The 16,360-nt window shown below is 48.9% G+C and carries 14 protein-coding genes; 5 read left to right on the forward strand and 9 right to left on the reverse strand.

All coding sequences use genetic code 11. From position 1 onward, the window contains the following. Positions 1-9: 9 nt before the first annotated feature. The 7 genes from aroB to AC2IBB_RS29475 all read right to left on the reverse strand — a co-directional run bounded on the left by aroB (position 10) and on the right by AC2IBB_RS29475 (position 6,675). Positions 10-1,092, reverse strand: coding sequence for a 3-dehydroquinate synthase (aroB, locus tag AC2IBB_RS29445; protein ID WP_486334009.1), 1,083 nt, complete (start codon positions 1,090-1,092; stop codon positions 10-12). A gap of 11 nt (positions 1,093-1,103) precedes the next feature. Beyond that, entirely contained in the window at positions 1,104-1,682 is a 579-nt protein-coding gene (gene aroK, locus AC2IBB_RS29450) for a shikimate kinase AroK (RefSeq protein ID WP_486330226.1), read from the reverse strand. A 90-nt stretch (positions 1,683-1,772) separates the two neighbouring features. Continuing rightward, positions 1,773-3,890: a type IV pilus secretin PilQ gene (locus tag AC2IBB_RS29455; protein ID WP_486330227.1), complete on the reverse strand. Its 2,118-nt coding sequence runs from the start codon at positions 3,888-3,890 to the stop codon at positions 1,773-1,775. Further along, positions 3,890-4,432: a pilus assembly protein PilP gene (locus AC2IBB_RS29460; protein WP_486330228.1), complete on the reverse strand. Its 543-nt coding sequence runs from the start codon at positions 4,430-4,432 to the stop codon at positions 3,890-3,892. The genes AC2IBB_RS29455 and AC2IBB_RS29460 overlap by 1 nt, the downstream gene beginning before the upstream one ends. Beyond that, positions 4,432-5,046, reverse strand: a complete 615-nt coding sequence (locus tag AC2IBB_RS29465) for a type IV pilus inner membrane component PilO (RefSeq protein WP_486330229.1) — start codon at positions 5,044-5,046, stop codon at positions 4,432-4,434. Before AC2IBB_RS29465 ends, AC2IBB_RS29460 begins: the two co-directional genes overlap by 1 nt. 1 nt (position 5,047) lies before the next feature. After that, positions 5,048-5,611, reverse strand: coding sequence for a PilN domain-containing protein (locus AC2IBB_RS29470; protein WP_486330230.1), 564 nt, complete (start codon positions 5,609-5,611; stop codon positions 5,048-5,050). Further along, on the reverse strand, positions 5,611-6,675 hold the full coding sequence (locus AC2IBB_RS29475; RefSeq protein ID WP_486330231.1) for a pilus assembly protein PilM: 1,065 nt from the start codon (positions 6,673-6,675) through the stop codon (positions 5,611-5,613). Before AC2IBB_RS29475 ends, AC2IBB_RS29470 begins: the two co-directional genes overlap by 1 nt. Positions 6,676-6,852: 177 nt before the next feature. On the opposite strand from AC2IBB_RS29475, the gene AC2IBB_RS29480 reads away from it, so the two are divergent. Continuing rightward, positions 6,853-9,264 (forward strand): penicillin-binding protein 1A, encoded by a 2,412-nt coding sequence (locus AC2IBB_RS29480; RefSeq protein ID WP_486330232.1) that lies wholly within the window; start codon positions 6,853-6,855, stop codon positions 9,262-9,264. A 197-nt stretch (positions 9,265-9,461) separates the two neighbouring features. Here the strand turns inward: AC2IBB_RS29480 and AC2IBB_RS29485 are convergent, their stop codons facing one another. Together AC2IBB_RS29485 and rpmE are read right to left on the reverse strand one after the other, a co-directional pair. After that, complete coding sequence (locus AC2IBB_RS29485; protein WP_486330233.1) at positions 9,462-10,733, reverse strand: malic enzyme-like NAD(P)-binding protein; 1,272 nt, start codon at positions 10,731-10,733, stop codon at positions 9,462-9,464. A 239-nt stretch (positions 10,734-10,972) separates the two neighbouring features. Next, positions 10,973-11,191 carry a 50S ribosomal protein L31 gene (gene rpmE / locus AC2IBB_RS29490; protein ID WP_486330234.1) on the reverse strand — a complete coding sequence of 73 codons (219 nt, stop codon included), beginning with the start codon at positions 11,189-11,191 and terminating at the stop codon, positions 10,973-10,975. A gap of 160 nt (positions 11,192-11,351) precedes the next feature. Between rpmE and AC2IBB_RS29495 the strand changes: the two genes are divergently transcribed. The 4 genes from AC2IBB_RS29495 (at position 11,352) to hslU (ending at position 16,346) form a co-directional block, all read left to right on the forward strand. Then, positions 11,352-13,592: a primosomal protein N' gene (locus AC2IBB_RS29495; RefSeq protein ID WP_486330235.1), complete on the forward strand. Its 2,241-nt coding sequence runs from the start codon at positions 11,352-11,354 to the stop codon at positions 13,590-13,592. A 154-nt stretch (positions 13,593-13,746) separates the two neighbouring features. Beyond that, positions 13,747-14,301 (forward strand): SPOR domain-containing protein, encoded by a 555-nt coding sequence (locus AC2IBB_RS29500; protein ID WP_486330236.1) that lies wholly within the window; start codon positions 13,747-13,749, stop codon positions 14,299-14,301. 155 nt (positions 14,302-14,456) lie between these two features. Continuing rightward, a complete protein-coding gene (gene hslV / locus AC2IBB_RS29505; protein ID WP_486330237.1) occupies positions 14,457-15,002 on the forward strand; it encodes an ATP-dependent protease subunit HslV in 546 nt (181 codons plus the stop codon). A 15-nt stretch (positions 15,003-15,017) separates the two neighbouring features. Beyond that, on the forward strand, positions 15,018-16,346 hold the full coding sequence (hslU, locus tag AC2IBB_RS29510) for an ATP-dependent protease ATPase subunit HslU (protein ID WP_486330238.1): 1,329 nt from the start codon (positions 15,018-15,020) through the stop codon (positions 16,344-16,346). Positions 16,347-16,360: the final 14 nt, after the last annotated feature.

Genomic DNA, 16,360 nt, shown 5'->3' on the forward strand with positions numbered 1-16,360 from the left:
CTGAAATTACTAATGTGTAGTGAAAAGCGCCAGAGTCTCCTGCAGCAAGTCCGCAGGAAAGTCAGCGGTAACGTCGGCTCGACCCAGCGACTCCAACAACACCAGTCGCAGTTGTCCATCCAGCACTTTTTTATCAATAGCCATAAAACGAATAAAGTCGTCTTTCGTCATACTCACGGGAGGACGGACAGGCAAATCCGCCCGACTGATCAACTTTGTGATCCGCTCGCAATCCTGTTCATTCAGCCTTCCCATACGACGCGACAGATCCGCCGCCATCAACATTCCGACAGCTACAGCTTCGCCATGCAACCACTCTTTATAGTGCGTATACGCCTCAATGGCATGCCCAAAGGTATGACCGAGATTCAGAATTGCACGCACCCCCTGCTCTGTCTCATCCGCAGCAACCACTTCCGCTTTGATCTCACAGGAGCGCTTGACGGCGTATGTAATTGCTGCAGTATCGAGCTCCTTGATCAGATCAATATTTTCTTCCAACCAATTGAAAAACGCCTGATCGTAGATAAGACCGTATTTAATAACTTCAGCCAAACCTGCTGACACCTCTGCCGCAGGCAGAGTCTTGAGTGTATCTGTGTCAATAACCACGGCTTTCGGCTGATGAAAAGCACCTATCATATTTTTCCCCAGCGGGTGATTCACGCCGGTTTTGCCGCCAACCGAAGAGTCCACTTGCGATAACAAGGTTGTCGGGACCTGAATAAAGTCCACGCCCCGCTGATAACAAGCAGCGGCGAATCCGGTCATATCACCGATAACGCCCCCACCCAGAGCGATAAGCGTTGTTGTGCGATTGTGTTTCTGTGTCAAAAGATGGTCAAAAATGCTGTTCAGTGAGTCCAGGTTTTTGAACTTCTCGCCATCTTCCAAAATAGTTTTGTCGACTTGAAAGCCTTCGAGACTTGACTCAAGTTGCTCCATATAAAGGGGAGCGATCGTTTCATTAGTGACGATCATCACTTGCTTGTGCCTGATAGCGTCCACAAAGTAACTTGAGACCGCCATCAGGCCTGCGCCGATATAGATTGGATAGCTGCGGTCGCCTAGATCGACCTGAAGAGTTTCCATAGTCTTCTGTTTCATCGCTCGACGGTTTCCTCACGTGATGCCCGGAGTGTTTTCACTATATCTCGCACAACGCCTTTGGGACGCTTACTATCGGTGCTGATAATCAGGTCAGCGATGGACCTGTATATTGGCTCGCGTACTGACATCAGTTTTTTCAGTACGCTAAGGGGGTCCTCACTTCTCAGCAAAGGCCTTTTACGATCTTTTCGGGTGCGCTGATATTGCTGCTCTACAGAGGTATGGAGATAGACAATGAAGCCATATTCTTTCAATGTACACTGGTTGTCAGGATCTACAACAGCCCCCCCGCCAGTCGCGATGACAACTCCGTCTCGCTGCGAAAGATCTGCAATGACGCTTTTCTCTCTACCACGAAAACCCGCCTCGCCTTCCACATCAAATATCCAGGGGATATCGGCGCCGCAGCGGGCTTCGATTTCACGATCAGAGTCTACAAATTCATACTGAAGCTCTTTCGCAAGCAGTTTGCCGATTGTAGTTTTCCCGGTCCCCATAGGGCCCACCAGTACAACATTCTTCTTCGCTTTCACCCGAACAGTCCATAATGATACGCCACGGTAGCGGAGCATATCACGCCAATCCCATCCCCCTCCACTTTTGCTGGTAAGCAAGCACAAAAAAGCCGCCTTGTGGCGGCTTTTCAATCTAGGCGCTTAACCTTAATTTTCGATCAGGCCATTAGTGATGAGTTTGGGGGTAATGAAGATCAGAAGCTCTGATCTCTGGTTTGTGTGCTCAGTCTTTGTAAATAACTTGCCAAGATATGGGATGTCACCAAAAAAAGGTGTTTTTGTAACAGTAGTTGAGTTTTCAGCTGTAAATATCCCACCGAGAACAATCGTTTCACCATTTCCAACCAAGATCTGTGTCTGAACCTCGTTTGTATCTATACTCGGAATACCTGCCGTCGTAACGCCTCGAGAATCCTGGTTAACCAGCAAGTCCATAATAACCTTATCATCGGGTGTAATTTGTGGCGTGACTTCAAGAGACAGTACCGCTTTCTTGAATGACACCGAGGTTGCGCCACTAGATGACGCCTCTTGGTAAGGAATTTCCTCTCCCGACTCAATTCTCGCAGTTTGCCTGTCAGCAGTTACAATCTTTGGTTGAGCCACAATCTCGCCCTTACCATCCGCCTCCAAAGCCGATAACTCCATTGTGATCAAGTTGTCATCTTTAAGGAAACCCAGGGCAAGAGAACTCGCGTTAGCTTTTGTAACCCCCAGATCCACAGCCAATGCTCCAGGAAATGTTACTGTTTCAGTATTCGCACGCTGAATTAGAGTCCCTCTTGAACCTCCCACCATAAAAGTAGAGTCACCATTCGTTTTATTGTATAAACCTCCCCACTCTATGCCTAAATCAGACACCGCATCCGTTCTTGCTCTTACTATTCTCGCTTCAATGAGAACTTGACTCACAGCAACATCCCAAGTCTGAATCAACCTACGAACTTGCGTTAGCTTATCGGTTGTTTCTCTAATGCTGATGGTGTTCGTTCTTTCATCGGAAGAAATGAACCCTCTGGTGGATATAAGATCTTTATCTTCTTTTAAGAGATCAACTATGTCCTTGGCTTTTGCATAATTAATTTGCACAACTTCCAGCCTTACTGGAGCCAACTCTTTAACTTGCTTACTTGCCTCTAGTTCCAATCGTTCCCTAGCTGCAATTTCTTCCGCCGGTGCAACTAAAAGCACATTTCCAACTTTCCGCTGATCCAGCCCCTTAGTCTTCAATATTAACTCTAACGCTTGATCCCAAGGCACATTTTGCAGCCTTAAGGTAATTCTCCCGCCCACCGTGTCACTGGCAACTAAATTCAATCCTGTAAAGTCTGCTATAAGCTGCAAAACTGACCGAACCTCTATATCTTGGAAGTTCAAAGATAACTTTTCTCCAGTGTATGGAAACTTATCCTTAAGGCGCTGCTCCGACTCCTCCTCGGTCAATGGCTCAACAGCTAATGTAAACTGATTATCAGTTTGGTAAGCCAAATAATCGTAGTCGCCTTCTGGCTTAATCAGAACCGTCGCATCGCCACCAACCAAGTAAGAGTCCACAATTCTCACAGGGGTAGCAAAATCAGTCACATCAAGTCTACGTTGCAGCTCTTTGGGAAGCGTCATTCCATTGAACACAAGCTTAATATTTCCCGCTTCTTCAGACATATCTACACTGACCTTCGGATTAGACAGGGAGATCAGAACACGACCGTCTCCTTTGTCTCCTCTAAGGAAGTCTATATCCAATATTGAGGAGCCTGAGGAGACTGCCACTGGGCGAGATGACGCAACATTACTGGATGTCTGCGAACTTGGTTGCGAAACGACCGCACCAGAAGAACTACCACTATCTCCAAGGCGCACCACCAAATTGTTTCCCTTAGCTTCAGTAACATAAGGAACCAGCTCCGCAAGGTTGATAATTACCCTTGTTCGCCCTCCAGCTTCTATAACGGTTACACTTTGCGTATTGCCCTTTGACAACTGATGATTACGCTCTGACAACCCATTAACGACACCTTCCAAATCCAAAGCTATTCTGGCGGGCTGCTCTATACTATAACCCTTAGCTACAGGAGGGGGGGCGTCAAACTCAAGCAGTATCTCCGTACGATCGCCAGGCAGTGCGGCAAACTCAATTCCTGTTAAGTTGGTGGCGTTTACCCACCCACTTAAAGCTAGCGCAATAAACGACAACCATACTTTAAAGAGGCGCGCTGTCATTGTTTTCTCCACAAGATTTTCAATTGGCCTAAGGTAAACCTTCATTAATTCACTTCCTTCAACCCAAGGGTCCTCGGCCGTTCAAACCAACCGCCCTGCCCATCAGAAATTATCTCAACTACTTCTATGCCTGTTTCTCTAATTGAAACCACTCTGCCATGGTTTTTTCCCACATATTGTCCTTGTCGAACCCTATGAATCCCTCCTTGCCCATCATTAAGCAAAGCATACAGAGTAGACTCTCCGTCCTTATTTATGGTTCCAACCATCGTCATCGAGCCAATTGCGAAACTCTCTAATAACTCAGGAGGACGATCAAGATCAGGCTTTACGTTACTTTTAGGCTTTTGTTCAACTTGAGCAAGCTTTACTTCCTGTGGCGGCTCGAATGGAGACCGTCTATTCGCCGCACTGTAAGAAAAAGCCTGGTAAACTTTAGGCTCTGGCAAAGGCTCGATGCGCCTTTTGGGTCTAGCTTTTACTTCTGTTACAAAGGCCTGCAAATCGTCAAACCCGTCACTATTTGAGCAACCTTCCAGTAAAAAAACTACCGATAGCAAAGCAAAACTTAATATTAGACGACTCATTACTTCGCTCCAGATCCATTATAACGATATGTCTTGGCCTGAATATCCATAGATAATGAACCTCCGCCTTTCCCTCCACCTATAGTAAAGTCATGAAGGGTCACTATTCTGGATAAACCAGCGACGCCACTAACAAACGAAGCAAGGTCATGAAAACCTCCGGTTACCTTTATATTAATAGGCAACTCAACATAAAACTCTTTTGATATTTCTGGCTTTAAGTCAATAGAGGCAAGCTCTAAGCCACTCAGAGATCCAATCGAAGATATATCCTCCAATAAACCAGGAACCTCAGTATCGCTTGGTAGCTGCTTAAGCAAGTCACCGAAGGTTTTTTCCATTTCAAGCATTTGAGCTTTATATTCTTCAAGGTTAGCTACTTGAGCAGCTTTCCCCTCAAACTGTTTTTTGAGATCAATCTCTTCTGTTTGGTAGCGCTCTAATTGGGCATTAAGCTCTTTAATATCAAACCAAAACACCGCTCCCAATACCAAAGACAACAAAATCACACAACAAATCAACTTAACCAATCCAGGCCACGAGCCCGCATTATTAAAGTCAAGATCATTGATATTAAAATCTTTCATTCCTTCCAGAGAGCTAGAGATCCCCATATCAAGCCCCCCCTTTATTTTCTTCGGCTGGCGTTTCCTGCTTAACAGACATAATAAACGAGCTCTTCGCCTCATCATCTTGGAGCGCTTTAACAGACGTTAAGTTAGGATCCTTAAACCAAGCTGACTCATCCAGACGTCTCATTAAACTTGATATTCTACTATTTGACTCCCCAACCCCTTTTACCTCCAAAACCTCTCCCCGTTTAAGAAGACTAGTAAAATAAACACCATCGGGGTTGGTTTTGACCAGCTCGTCAAATACTCGCACAATGATAGGCCTCTTCCCTTGCAGGTCTTGGATAACCTTCATTCTCTCAATCAGGGCATCCCTCTTTTTCTTTAGTTCCTGAATTTCTTTTATCTGCTTCTCAAGTTGGGCTATCTCATTACGAACGAAATTGTTTCTTTGAATTTGATATTCGATTGTTCCTTCAACATGCCGATGCCAAAGAAACCCGGCGCCAGCACTAATAATCAGCATTCCTAATAATACTGTTATAAACTGCTTCTGCCTTTCAGCCCGAAGTTCTTCCCGCCAGGGACGAAGGTTAATACGCGCCATTAGTCAAAACTCCTCATTGCCAATCCGCACGCGATCATGAGGGAGGGGGCGTCATTACTTAATGCTGATGCATTAACCTTTGACGACACAGTCATGTCTGCAAATGGGTTTGCGACCAGGGTAGTGGTTCCTACTCGCTCCTGGACCAGTTCAGCGATGCCGGGAATCGAGGCGGTTCCTCCCGCCAGTACGATGTAGTCCACTTCATTGAACTGGGTGGAAGAGAAAAAGAACTGAAGTGATCTGGCTACCTGCTGAACGACAGCCTCTTTGAATGGATGCAAAACTTCCTGCTCATAATCATCAGGCAAGCCGCCCTGCTTTTTAGCCAACCCGGCTTCTTCCTGCGACAAGCCGTATCTACGCTGTATTTCCTCAGTTAACTGTTTGCCGCCAAACAACTGCTCGCGGGTGTAGATGGTTTTACCATCAGACAACACGCTCAATGTCGTCATTGTGGCGCCGATATCGACAACGGCGACAGTCTGAGATTCATCCCCAGTGCCGAGCTGGGCTTCAATCAACCCCATGGCGCGCTCCATGGCGTATGCTTCAACATCCACTACTTTAGTGGAGAGGCCGCCAATTTCCAGCGCATCCTCACGTAGTTCAACATTCTCCCGTCTGCATGCCGCTAATAAAACATCCATCATCTCGGCATTAACTTCATTCGGTCCCACCATTTCAAAGTCCAGAGCGACTTCGTCCAGAGGGTATGGAATGTACTGATCCGCTTCTATTTGAATTTGTGACTCCAGATCCTGCTCTCGAATGGAGGCGCTCATCTGGATGACTTTGGTGATAACCGCTGAACCTGCGACGGCAACCGCCGCATGTTTGGTGTTGACACGCGCTTTGCTGACCACCCTTGAAATCACTTCACCCACTGCTTCGGCATCATTGATATTCTTTTCAACGACTGCGTTCGGCGGCAAAGGCTCAACGGCGTAACTATCCACTCGATATCGACTGCCCTGCTGACTGAGTTCAATCAGCTTGACCGATGTAGAACTGATATCAAGCCCTAAAACCGGCTGTTTTTTCTTTCCAAATAGTCCAAACACAAAGTTGCCTTCTTATCGCACTACGGTTAAAAGGTTAAAGTCTGCTCTGAAAGCATAGCCAACATTCGAAGATTACTAAAATCTCCAGCGCAAAAAGCGTATAATCTGTCTGTGTTATCCAAACCTAAAGAAATTTCTTAAATAATAGACATAGATTGTAAAGATGTCAGGAAAAACATGCGAAATTTTGTGAGGCTCTTACGATTTTTTAGTTGGATGTTCGCGGCGGGCCTCGCCGCCGGTATCGTTATTGCATCCAGCTTCTATCTTTTCTTATCGCCTAATCTGCCAGACGTGGAACAGCTACGATCAGTCCAACTTCAGACCCCGCTGCGAATCTATACCCGCGACCAACAGCTATTAGGCGAATTTGGCGAAAAGCGAAGAACGCCCGTTTCCTACAATCAAATACCTAAAAACCTAGTTAACGCCTTCCTTGCAGCAGAAGACTCCGCTTTCTTCGAACATCAGGGCGTTAATATAAAAAGCCTGATGCGCGCCTCTTTGCAACTCGTCAGCACTGGCCGTATTCAGTCCGGCGGCAGCACGATTACAATGCAAGTCGCAAAAAACTTCTTTCTCAGTCAGGAACGCACTTTCGACCGAAAATTCAATGAGATACTTTTGGCTTTAAAGATTGAGCGCGAACTTGGAAAACCGGAAATCCTTGAACTTTACCTAAACAAAATCTATCTAGGGAATAGGGCATATGGCATAGAAGCCGCTGCAAATGCTTATTATGGGAAGAGCATCAAAGATCTTACACTTGCTCAAGCAGCAATGATCGCCGGACTCCCCAAAGCTCCTTCAAGATATAACCCTATCGCCTCTCCGGATCGGGCGCTTATCCGTAGAAACTGGATACTAGGCCGTATGCAGGAGTTAGGCATGATCACGCCAGAGCAACAGGTCGAGGCTCGCAAAGCGCCGGTCACCGCCAGCTATCACGGAGCCCAACCTGAAGCTGATGCGCCTTATGTGGCGGAAATGGCGCGTCAGGAAATTGTCAATAGGTTTGGCGTAGACGCCTATACCGATGGGTACAACGTCATTCTGACCATTGACAGCAAATTACAAAAAGAAGCAGATGCAGCCCTGAAACGGGGACTCGTCGATTATAGCGAACGTCACGGTTATAAAGGCCCAGCAGGACGCATTGACGCTCCAGAAGGCGATGACGCCCTGAACGTCGTTGCGAAGCGGTTGAAAGAGTTCCCTTCTGTTGGAGAGCTGAAGCCCGCATGGGTTGTCGCTGTCACCGAAAAGAAAGCGACCCTGTTAATGTCATCGGGCGACAGCGCCACCCTTAACTGGGAAGGTATGGCTTGGGCCCGGAAGTATGTCCACGTCAATGAGCGCGGCGGCTCCCCCAAAAAAGCAGAGGATATATTCAAACAAGGCGACGTTATCTATGTTAAACGTCATGATGACAAACTATTCCTAAGCCAGATACCCAATGTTCAAGGCGCAGTGGTGTCGTTAGCGCCTGAAGACGGCGCCATTTTGGCGCTGACTGGCGGTTTTGATTTCTTTTTAAGTAAGTTCAATCGCGCCACCCAGGCGTTGAGGCAGCCAGGCTCTAACTTTAAACCCTTTGTTTATCTAGCCGCTCTGGAAAATGGCGCCACCGCATCCACCACGATTAATGACGCCCCTGTCGTTTTTGAAGACGCCAACCTGGAAGACTCATGGCGCCCACAAAATTCATCCCTGAATTTCAACGGTCCAATGCGATTGAGAAAAGCCCTGTATCAATCCCGTAACCTCGTATCGATTAGACTTCTGCAAAAAGTAGGTATCGACACGACTGTCAGTTTCCTCTCTCAAGCAGGGTTTGAGGAAAGTCGAATTCCACGCAACCTTTCTCTTGCTTTAGGCTCAGTTGAATACACACCTCTGAATGTCGTTTCAGGTTACGCCGCTATCGCTAATGGCGGCTACCGTGTCAGCCCTTATCTCATTGACAAAGTGATCGACTATAACGGCAAAGTCGTTTACCAAAGCAATCCCGCAACAGCCTGCAGCCAATGTGGCGCTAACCGCAAAGTGGCTGCCGGTGAGGATAAGCACCAGACCAATGCCGCCCCCCTCATTGCAGACCCAAGGTCTGTGTACATTTTAAATAGCATTTTGCAAGACGTTATTAAGCGCGGCACTGGCACAAAAGCGATGGCTCTGGGCAGAAATGATCTTGCAGGCAAAACTGGGACAACTAATGACCAAATAGATGCATGGTTCTCTGGATACAACGCCAACATCGCAACTACTGTTTGGGTGGGCTTTGATCAACCGTCAACGTTGGGCCGCCGCGAGTATGGTAGCCGAGCTGCTCTCCCCATATGGATCGATTTTATGGAAGACGCACTTAAGGATATGCCGGAGTCACAGCTTAAGCAGCCCCCTGGCATAGTGACAGTGAAAATTGACCCGGATACTGGTGATCGTGCAGCGCCTGGCCAAGAAAACGCGATATTTGAAATGTTTAAAGCCGAGACGGTTCCTCAGGTAGTCCGCCAAGACTCTCCTACTTATGATGGGGGAGGGACTAGCGCCAGTGATACGCCCTTAATGGAAATGATCTTTAACTAGTCGCATTTAACTCCCCATTGCCAGCCCAGGACCAAGACGGCGCTTTCGCGCGGCTAGCAGTGGGAGACAAGGCCTGACATGCGCCCCCCTGTCGCTGCGACAAATAGAGGGAATCTACTGATCTGCCTGATAATAGTATCAACCTCTTACACAAAAAAGCCGCGCAACTGCGCGGCTTTTTTGGTTCGCAAGTTCAGTTAGACAATTTTAATGTCGTCAATTGAGTTCAGCGGGTAATGCTCAGGATATGGCAAGCGAGCCACACCTGAATCTACCGCCGCTTTTGCTACCGCCGCACACACGTCAGTCAATAAACGAACATCCATCGGTTTAGGAATAATGTAGTTCTTTCCAAACTCGAATTTCTCACCGCCATAGGCGTCGACGACATCCTGCGGCACAGGCTGCTTGGCCAGCTCACGAATTGCATGAACGGCAGCCACTTTCATTTCTTCATTGATAGCAGTTGCACGAACATCCAAAGCTCCCCGGAATATGAAAGGAAAACCTAGCACATTATTGACCTGGTTTGGATAATCGGACCGTCCCGTAGCCATGATCAAGTCATCACGAGCCGCCAAAGCCAATTCAGGCTTGATTTCCGGGTCAGGATTGGAACAGGCGAAGATTACCGGATTCGGCGCCATGCTCTTCAGCATATCCACCGACAGCAAGTCTGGTCCAGATAGCCCCACAAACACATCAGCGCCATCACAGGCATCAGCCAAAGTGCGCTTGTCGGTTTCCAGTGCGAACATAGCCTTGTACTGATTAAGGTCATCACGACCACTATGGATAACGCCCTTACGGTCAATCATATAGATATTTTCCGATTTTGCGCCACAGCTAATCAAAAGCTTCATACAGGCTACAGCCGCTGCGCCAGCGCCCAAGCACACAATCTTGGCTTCTCCAATTTGTTTGCCCTGCAGCTCCAGCGCATTCAACATGCCAGCCGCCGTCACAATAGCTGTCCCATGCTGATCATCGTGAAATACGGGGATAGAGCACTGCTCAATTAGCACTCTTTCGATCTCGAAGCACTCTGGCGCTTTGATATCTTCAAGATTAATTCCTCCGAAGGTATCTGCGATACGCGCAACCGTGTCGATAAAGGCCTGCGGGCTCTCAGCTTTGACCTCAATGTCAAAGACATCAATCCCGGCAAAACGCTTGAATAAAACGCCCTTGCCTTCCATAACCGGCTTACTGGCCAAGGGCCCTAAATTACCCAGCCCAAGAATGGCCGTCCCATCAGATATCACCGCAACCAAATTCCCCTTATTGGTGTAGCGATAAGCATTTTCCGCATCTTTGGCGATTTCGCGAACAGGCTCAGCTACGCCCGGGCTATAAGCCAGGGACAGATCACGAGAAGTCGCCGTAGGTTTGGTAATCTCAACACTCAACTTACCCGGGCGCGGTTGTGCATGATACTCCAGCGCCGCTTTTTTCAACTCGTCTGACATTGCTTTTATCCTACTCTCTAATGATGGGATTACCGTCGCCCAAAGGCTAAACGAACCTCCACTTTTTTATATATTTTATATTGCCCGAAAGAACCGGAGGCACATTATTACTTGTTTAATTTCTGCGCTCAAGGGAAACCACGGCGGTTTCAGCGACTTAAGCCCGGCCTGGGGCGACGCAGGCCCAGAAAATAAAAAAGGCGCTTAAAGCGCCTTTTTTATTATTGGGTGCCCCGCAATTAGCTGGAGCGTCCCATGCGACCACCGAAACGCTTTTTGAAGCGATCGATACGTCCGCCAGTATCGAGAACCTTCTGCTTACCAGTATAAAAAGGGTGGCAGCTGGAGCATACGTCTACGTGAATATCTTCACATAGAGTAGACTTGGTCTTGATAACATTACCGCAGCTGCAAGTTGCAGTAATTTCTTTATATTCCGGGTGAATACCTTGCTTCATAACCTTACCTCGCTTAAAAACTGCCGCTACCCGAACCCTGAACTTGTCGGGCACCGCAATGTTAGGCAAACTAGCGCACAACCAATTTGGCCTGTGGAAAAGACGCGTGATCATACCAGATTATGAACAATTCACAAGCATTAGATGCCTTTGATCTGAAATGTCAACCTCTTTCGTAGTACGCGTCGCGTTGCCTGTCCCTCTAAGGCGGCAATTTGACTATCTTCCGTCACAATCCGCAAACCTCAGGGCGCATTACCCCGCAGGCGCACGAGTACAGGTTCCTTTTGGGCGTAGAAGCCTGACCGGCGTTGTTCTCGCCGTCACCAATGAGTCCGAGTTACCGGACTCCCGACTTAAGCAAATTGCAAAAGTACTGGACGCAACCCCGCTGATTCCACCGGTTATCCTTCAGTTATGCCAATGGGTCGCGGAGTATTATCACGCACCTATTGGCGAGGTGGTATTCGCCGCGCTACCGCCTCCTTTACGCACTGCCGGCGCCGACACAGTCATCATCAACTCATTGCAGGAGACCTATTGGGCTGCTTCCACCTTGGGACGCTCAACTGGAAACGCTGAGCACTTGATAAAGGGCGCCAAGCAAAAACTACTCTGGAACTTGCTCCTGCAAAAAGAATCCATGCTGCAGAGCGAAATCACCAGCCAAGGATTTACCCTGACTCAACTGCGCGCACTTAAAGATAAAGGGTTGATAGATTCACAATCCCACATAACTGTTGAGGATTGCATCGCGCCACAAGACATCGTTGGCCCCCAACTAAATCAAGAGCAGCAAGATGCGCTAGACGTCATCATGTCTCTACCAAGTAGCTTTCGCGTCATCCTATTAAATGGCGTTACAGGCAGTGGTAAAACGGAAGTTTACTTAGCCTGGATTTCACACGCCCTGACGCAAAGTTCTGGCAGTCAGTTTCTCGCACTCGCACCCGAAATCTCACTCACTCCACAATTAAGACAACGATTCGCCTCACGTTTTGGCGACAAAGTCGCCGCCTACCATAGCGGGCTCAGTGACAAAGAACGCATGCGTGTATGGATGAATATTCTCGAAGGCCGAACCCAAATAGTGATAGGCACCCGCTCAGCGATATTTCTGCCTTTCAATAATCTAGCCGGAATTATTGTGGACGAGGAGCACGATAGCTCTTTTAAACAGCAAGATGGCGCGCGTTACAACGCCAGAGATCTCGCAATTTTACGCGCCAAGGAACATAGCTGTCCTATCGTATTGGGCTCCGCCACCCCGTCACTTGAGTCACTCATGAATACACGCGCCGGTCGCTATGAGTCCATTTTATTGACTCAGCGCGCCGTCAACGCCAATACTCCCAGCATTCGGCTATTGGATATCAAGAGTCGTCCGCTGCAAGGCGGCATATCCCCTCCTTTATTAGAGGAGATCAAACAGCACTTGGCGGAGCGGCGCCAAATCATGCTGTTCATTAATCGTCGCGGATTCTCTCCCACATTAATGTGCGTCGAATGCGGCTGGCTGGCGGAGTGCCGCAGTTGTGACGCACGCCTGACTTATCATATGAAAGCGGCCCAGCTTCGATGCCACCACTGCGATAGCACGTACCCGCTTCCAACTTTATGCCCCAATTGCAAACAGGATTCCATTAAAGCGATCGGCGCGGGTACTGAACGCACGGAAGAGTTTCTGGAAGCCACATTCCCCGGCACGCCCGTGATCCGAATCGACCGAGACACAACACAGGCTAAAGGCAGCCTGCAGGACAAGCTCGGTCAAATTCGCAGCAACGAACCCTGCATTATTGTCGGAACACAAATGCTGGCGAAAGGACACGACTTCCCCAACCTTGCACTGGTTGGAATCATCAATGCCGACAGCGGATTATTCAGCAGTGACTTCAGAGCAGCGGAAAAAACGGCGCAGCTGTTGCTGCAAGTCGCGGGAAGAGCGGGACGCTCTAGAGTGGCTGGCAAGGTTATCATTCAGACACTGTTCCCCAGCCACCCCTTGCTGCAAGCCATCGCAGCACAGGATTACAACGCTATATGCGAAGAGGAGCTGCATGTTCGCGAGGCTGGAAAGCTACCGCCGTTTACGGCTATGGCTTTGATTCGAGCAGAGGCGCCTACGCTGGAAGCCTCGCTGGGAGGGCTCTGGTCCCTTAAAGAGTCTCTCACAGAATTGATGCAGCACAACCACAGCGTTCAAATTGAGATTCACGGCCCCTTCCCTAGCGTCATGCAGCGAAAGCAAAACCGTTTTCACACTATCCTTTGGTTGTTCGCTCCCCAAAAAGCGGAGTTGCGCCAGTTTCTGAAGCACTGGCTACATCATTGTGAAGGTTTGGCGACACCCTCGAACTTCCGCTGGCTGATTGACGTCGATCCGCTGGAAACGCTTTAGCATGCGGTTGCGAGTTGGCTCAGCCACATGGATAATGACGAACTTGACGAAGGTCGCGCCGAGAGAGCGGCTATCTCAGGATTATGCGCCGGAAAGCAAAACCTGCCTTTGTCGCACATTTCCCAGCCAATACAGACTGACTAATCTTAGGTAAATGAGTAAAAAAGCCGCAACAAAACAACCTGAAAAGAAAGTTTCGCCTTGGGTTTGGTTTATCAACTTGGGTTTGGCCGCCGCCTTTCTCTATTTTCTGTTTTACTTGAATTCTGTACCTGCAACCAAGCTAAACACAGGCGTCCCCTCCGCCACAGGACAGACATCCACACCCAATTCATCAGCCAATATCGCCAAAACAGAAACAAAAGAGTCGGACGAACCACGCTTCAAGTTCTACGATATGCTCCCGGAAACGGAGGTTGTGGCTCCCAAAGTGGAGGCTTATACGCCTAAAAAGTCCAACGAGACTATTATCTATATGTTGCAAACAGGCTCCTTCAGAGAGTTTGACGATGCGGAAAAGCAGCGCGCAACCATCGGATTTCAGGGATTAAAAGCCCAGGTGGAGGAGGTAAAACTCTCCAATGAGAATGTTTGGTACAGAGTGAAAGTCGGCCCATTCTCCTCACGCTCAAAAATGAACAGCGCTATGGACCGTTTAGTCGCCATCAATATTCAGCCCTTGGTGAAAAAGCAAAAGCGGGAGAACTGATCCCGCTGCCCTTCAGCTTTGCGCCGGACCGCTTCGGCAATAGATCTCCCGCCTTAACTACGACTATTTTCTACCCGCCCTCTTCCTTGAAATAGTCGCTAGCGGCTCCATATACCTTTCCTTACGGTTATTCATTCAATCGCCTGGAGAAAGGCATGACCACCATTGTTTCAGTCCGTCGAGACGGTAAGGTCGCCATGGGCGGCGACGGCCAGGTATCCCTGGGCAATACTGTTATGAAGGGGAACGCCCGCAAAGTGCGCCGCCTCTACCACAATAAAGTTATCGCTGGCTTCGCTGGCGGCACAGCTGACGCATTCACATTATTCGAGCGTTTTGAGGCCCAGTTGGAAAAACACCAGGGCAACCTCGTCAGAGCCGCTGTTGAACTCGCTAAAGACTGGCGAACTGATCGTGCATTACGGCGTCTGGAAGCTCTGTTGGCGGTTGCAGACAGCAAAGCGTCATTGATCATCACCGGCAACGGCGACGTCATAGAGCCGGAAAACAGCTTGATCGCCATCGGCTCAGGCGGCCCCTACGCTCAGGCGGCGGCGCGCGCTCTACTCGAGAACACAGAGTTGGAGGCGACCGATATCGTTAAAAAGAGCCTGGAAATAGCGGGGGATATCTGCGTTTTCACCAACCAGAACCTGACGCTGGAAGAAATTGACGGGACTCAGACTCCCTCCACTGTGTAAGAGAAGGTTTAAACAATGTCGTCCATGACTCCCCGTGAAATAGTTCAGGAGCTAGACAAGCACATCATAGGACAGGACTCCGCCAAGCGTGCGGTCGCTATCGCGCTGCGTAATCGTTGGCGCCGAATGCAGATTGACGAGAGCCTGCGTGAAGAAGTCACTCCCAAAAATATCCTGATGATCGGCCCTACCGGTGTCGGGAAAACAGAAATCGCCCGGCGTCTGGCTAAACTGGCTGACGCGCCATTCATTAAAGTAGAAGCCACTAAGTTCACAGAGGTCGGTTATGTCGGCCGTGATGTGGAGTCCATCATCCGTGACTTGGCGGACATGGCTATCAAGCTGCTGCGTGAAAAAGAAATGGCGAAAGTGGAGAACCGCGCCCTGGATGCCGCCGAAGAGCGAATTCTGGACGTTCTGCTCCCCCCCGCCCGCTCATTCAACAGCGATGCGCCCGTCGAGAAAGAGTCCGCAGCTCGCCAGGTATTTCGTAAGAAGCTGCGCGAGGGTACGCTTGATGACAAAGAGATAGATATTGAGATCAAAGCCACGCCAGTTGGGGTGGAGATTATGGCGCCTCCCGGCATGGAGGAAATGACCAGCCAGTTGCAAAGCATGTTTTCAAACATGAGCGGAGACCGTAAGCGCACCAAGCGTATGAAAGTGGCCGACGCCATGAAAAAGGTCAAAGACGAAGAAGCCGCAAAGCTGGTTAATGAAGAAGAAATCAAGCAGCGCGCACTACGTGCGGTGGAAGAGAACGGGATTGTCTTTATTGATGAGATCGATAAAGTCGCCAAGCGTTCGGAAACCAGCTCCGCAGATGTATCGCGAGAAGGCGTTCAGAGAGACTTGCTGCCACTGATTGAAGGCTGCACCGTCAGCACTAAATTCGGCATGCTGAAGACCGATCACATCCTTTTCATTGCCTCAGGCGCATTCCACCTCGCCAAACCTTCCGACCTGATTCCGGAACTTCAAGGGCGCCTGCCAATTCGCGTAGAGTTAGACGCACTGTCCCCCAGCGATTTTCAACGCATTCTGACGGAGCCCAACGCATCACTGACTGAACAATATGTTGCGTTGATGAAAACAGAGGGTGTGGATATCAGTTTCAGCGAGGGAGCCATTCAGCGCATCGCTGAAATCGCCTGGAAAGTGAATGAGAAAACCGAGAACATCGGCGCCAGAAGGCTCCATACTGTCATGGAGAAACTGCTTGAAGAAGTCTCTTTCGCAGCAGGCGATAAGATCCGGGATAATTTTGAGGTCACCGCCGAATACGTCGATAAATGCCTTGGCGAGTTGTCAGAAGACGAAGACCTCAGCCGTTATATTCTCTAATTTTTCGTAGGTAA

Source organism: Hahella sp. NS-SX17 (assembly GCF_057367735.1).

What these genes read in the sequence shown, in the direction of transcription:
- AC2IBB_RS29480 (WP_486330232.1), top strand. Translation starts at nt 6,853, where the DNA reads ATGCGAAATTTTGTGAGGCTCTTACGATTTTTTAGTTGGATGTTCGCG.
- hslU (WP_486330238.1), top strand. Translation starts at nt 15,018, where the DNA reads ATGTCGTCCATGACTCCCCGTGAAATAGTTCAGGAGCTAGACAAGCAC.
- aroB (WP_486334009.1), bottom strand. Translation starts at nt 1,092, where the DNA reads ATGGAAACTCTTCAGGTCGATCTAGGCGACCGCAGCTATCCAATCTAT.
- AC2IBB_RS29455 (WP_486330227.1), bottom strand. Translation starts at nt 3,890, where the DNA reads ATGAAGGTTTACCTTAGGCCAATTGAAAATCTTGTGGAGAAAACAATG.
- AC2IBB_RS29495 (WP_486330235.1), top strand. Translation starts at nt 11,352, where the DNA reads ATGTCAACCTCTTTCGTAGTACGCGTCGCGTTGCCTGTCCCTCTAAGG.
- AC2IBB_RS29470 (WP_486330230.1), bottom strand. Translation starts at nt 5,611, where the DNA reads ATGGCGCGTATTAACCTTCGTCCCTGGCGGGAAGAACTTCGGGCTGAA.
- AC2IBB_RS29460 (WP_486330228.1), bottom strand. Translation starts at nt 4,432, where the DNA reads ATGAGTCGTCTAATATTAAGTTTTGCTTTGCTATCGGTAGTTTTTTTA.
- hslV (WP_486330237.1), top strand. Translation starts at nt 14,457, where the DNA reads ATGACCACCATTGTTTCAGTCCGTCGAGACGGTAAGGTCGCCATGGGC.
- rpmE (WP_486330234.1), bottom strand. Translation starts at nt 11,191, where the DNA reads ATGAAGCAAGGTATTCACCCGGAATATAAAGAAATTACTGCAACTTGC.
- AC2IBB_RS29465 (WP_486330229.1), bottom strand. Translation starts at nt 5,046, where the DNA reads ATGGGGATCTCTAGCTCTCTGGAAGGAATGAAAGATTTTAATATCAAT.
- aroK (WP_486330226.1), bottom strand. Translation starts at nt 1,682, where the DNA reads ATGCTCCGCTACCGTGGCGTATCATTATGGACTGTTCGGGTGAAAGCG.
- AC2IBB_RS29500 (WP_486330236.1), top strand. Translation starts at nt 13,747, where the DNA reads ATGAGTAAAAAAGCCGCAACAAAACAACCTGAAAAGAAAGTTTCGCCT.
- AC2IBB_RS29485 (WP_486330233.1), bottom strand. Translation starts at nt 10,733, where the DNA reads ATGTCAGACGAGTTGAAAAAAGCGGCGCTGGAGTATCATGCACAACCG.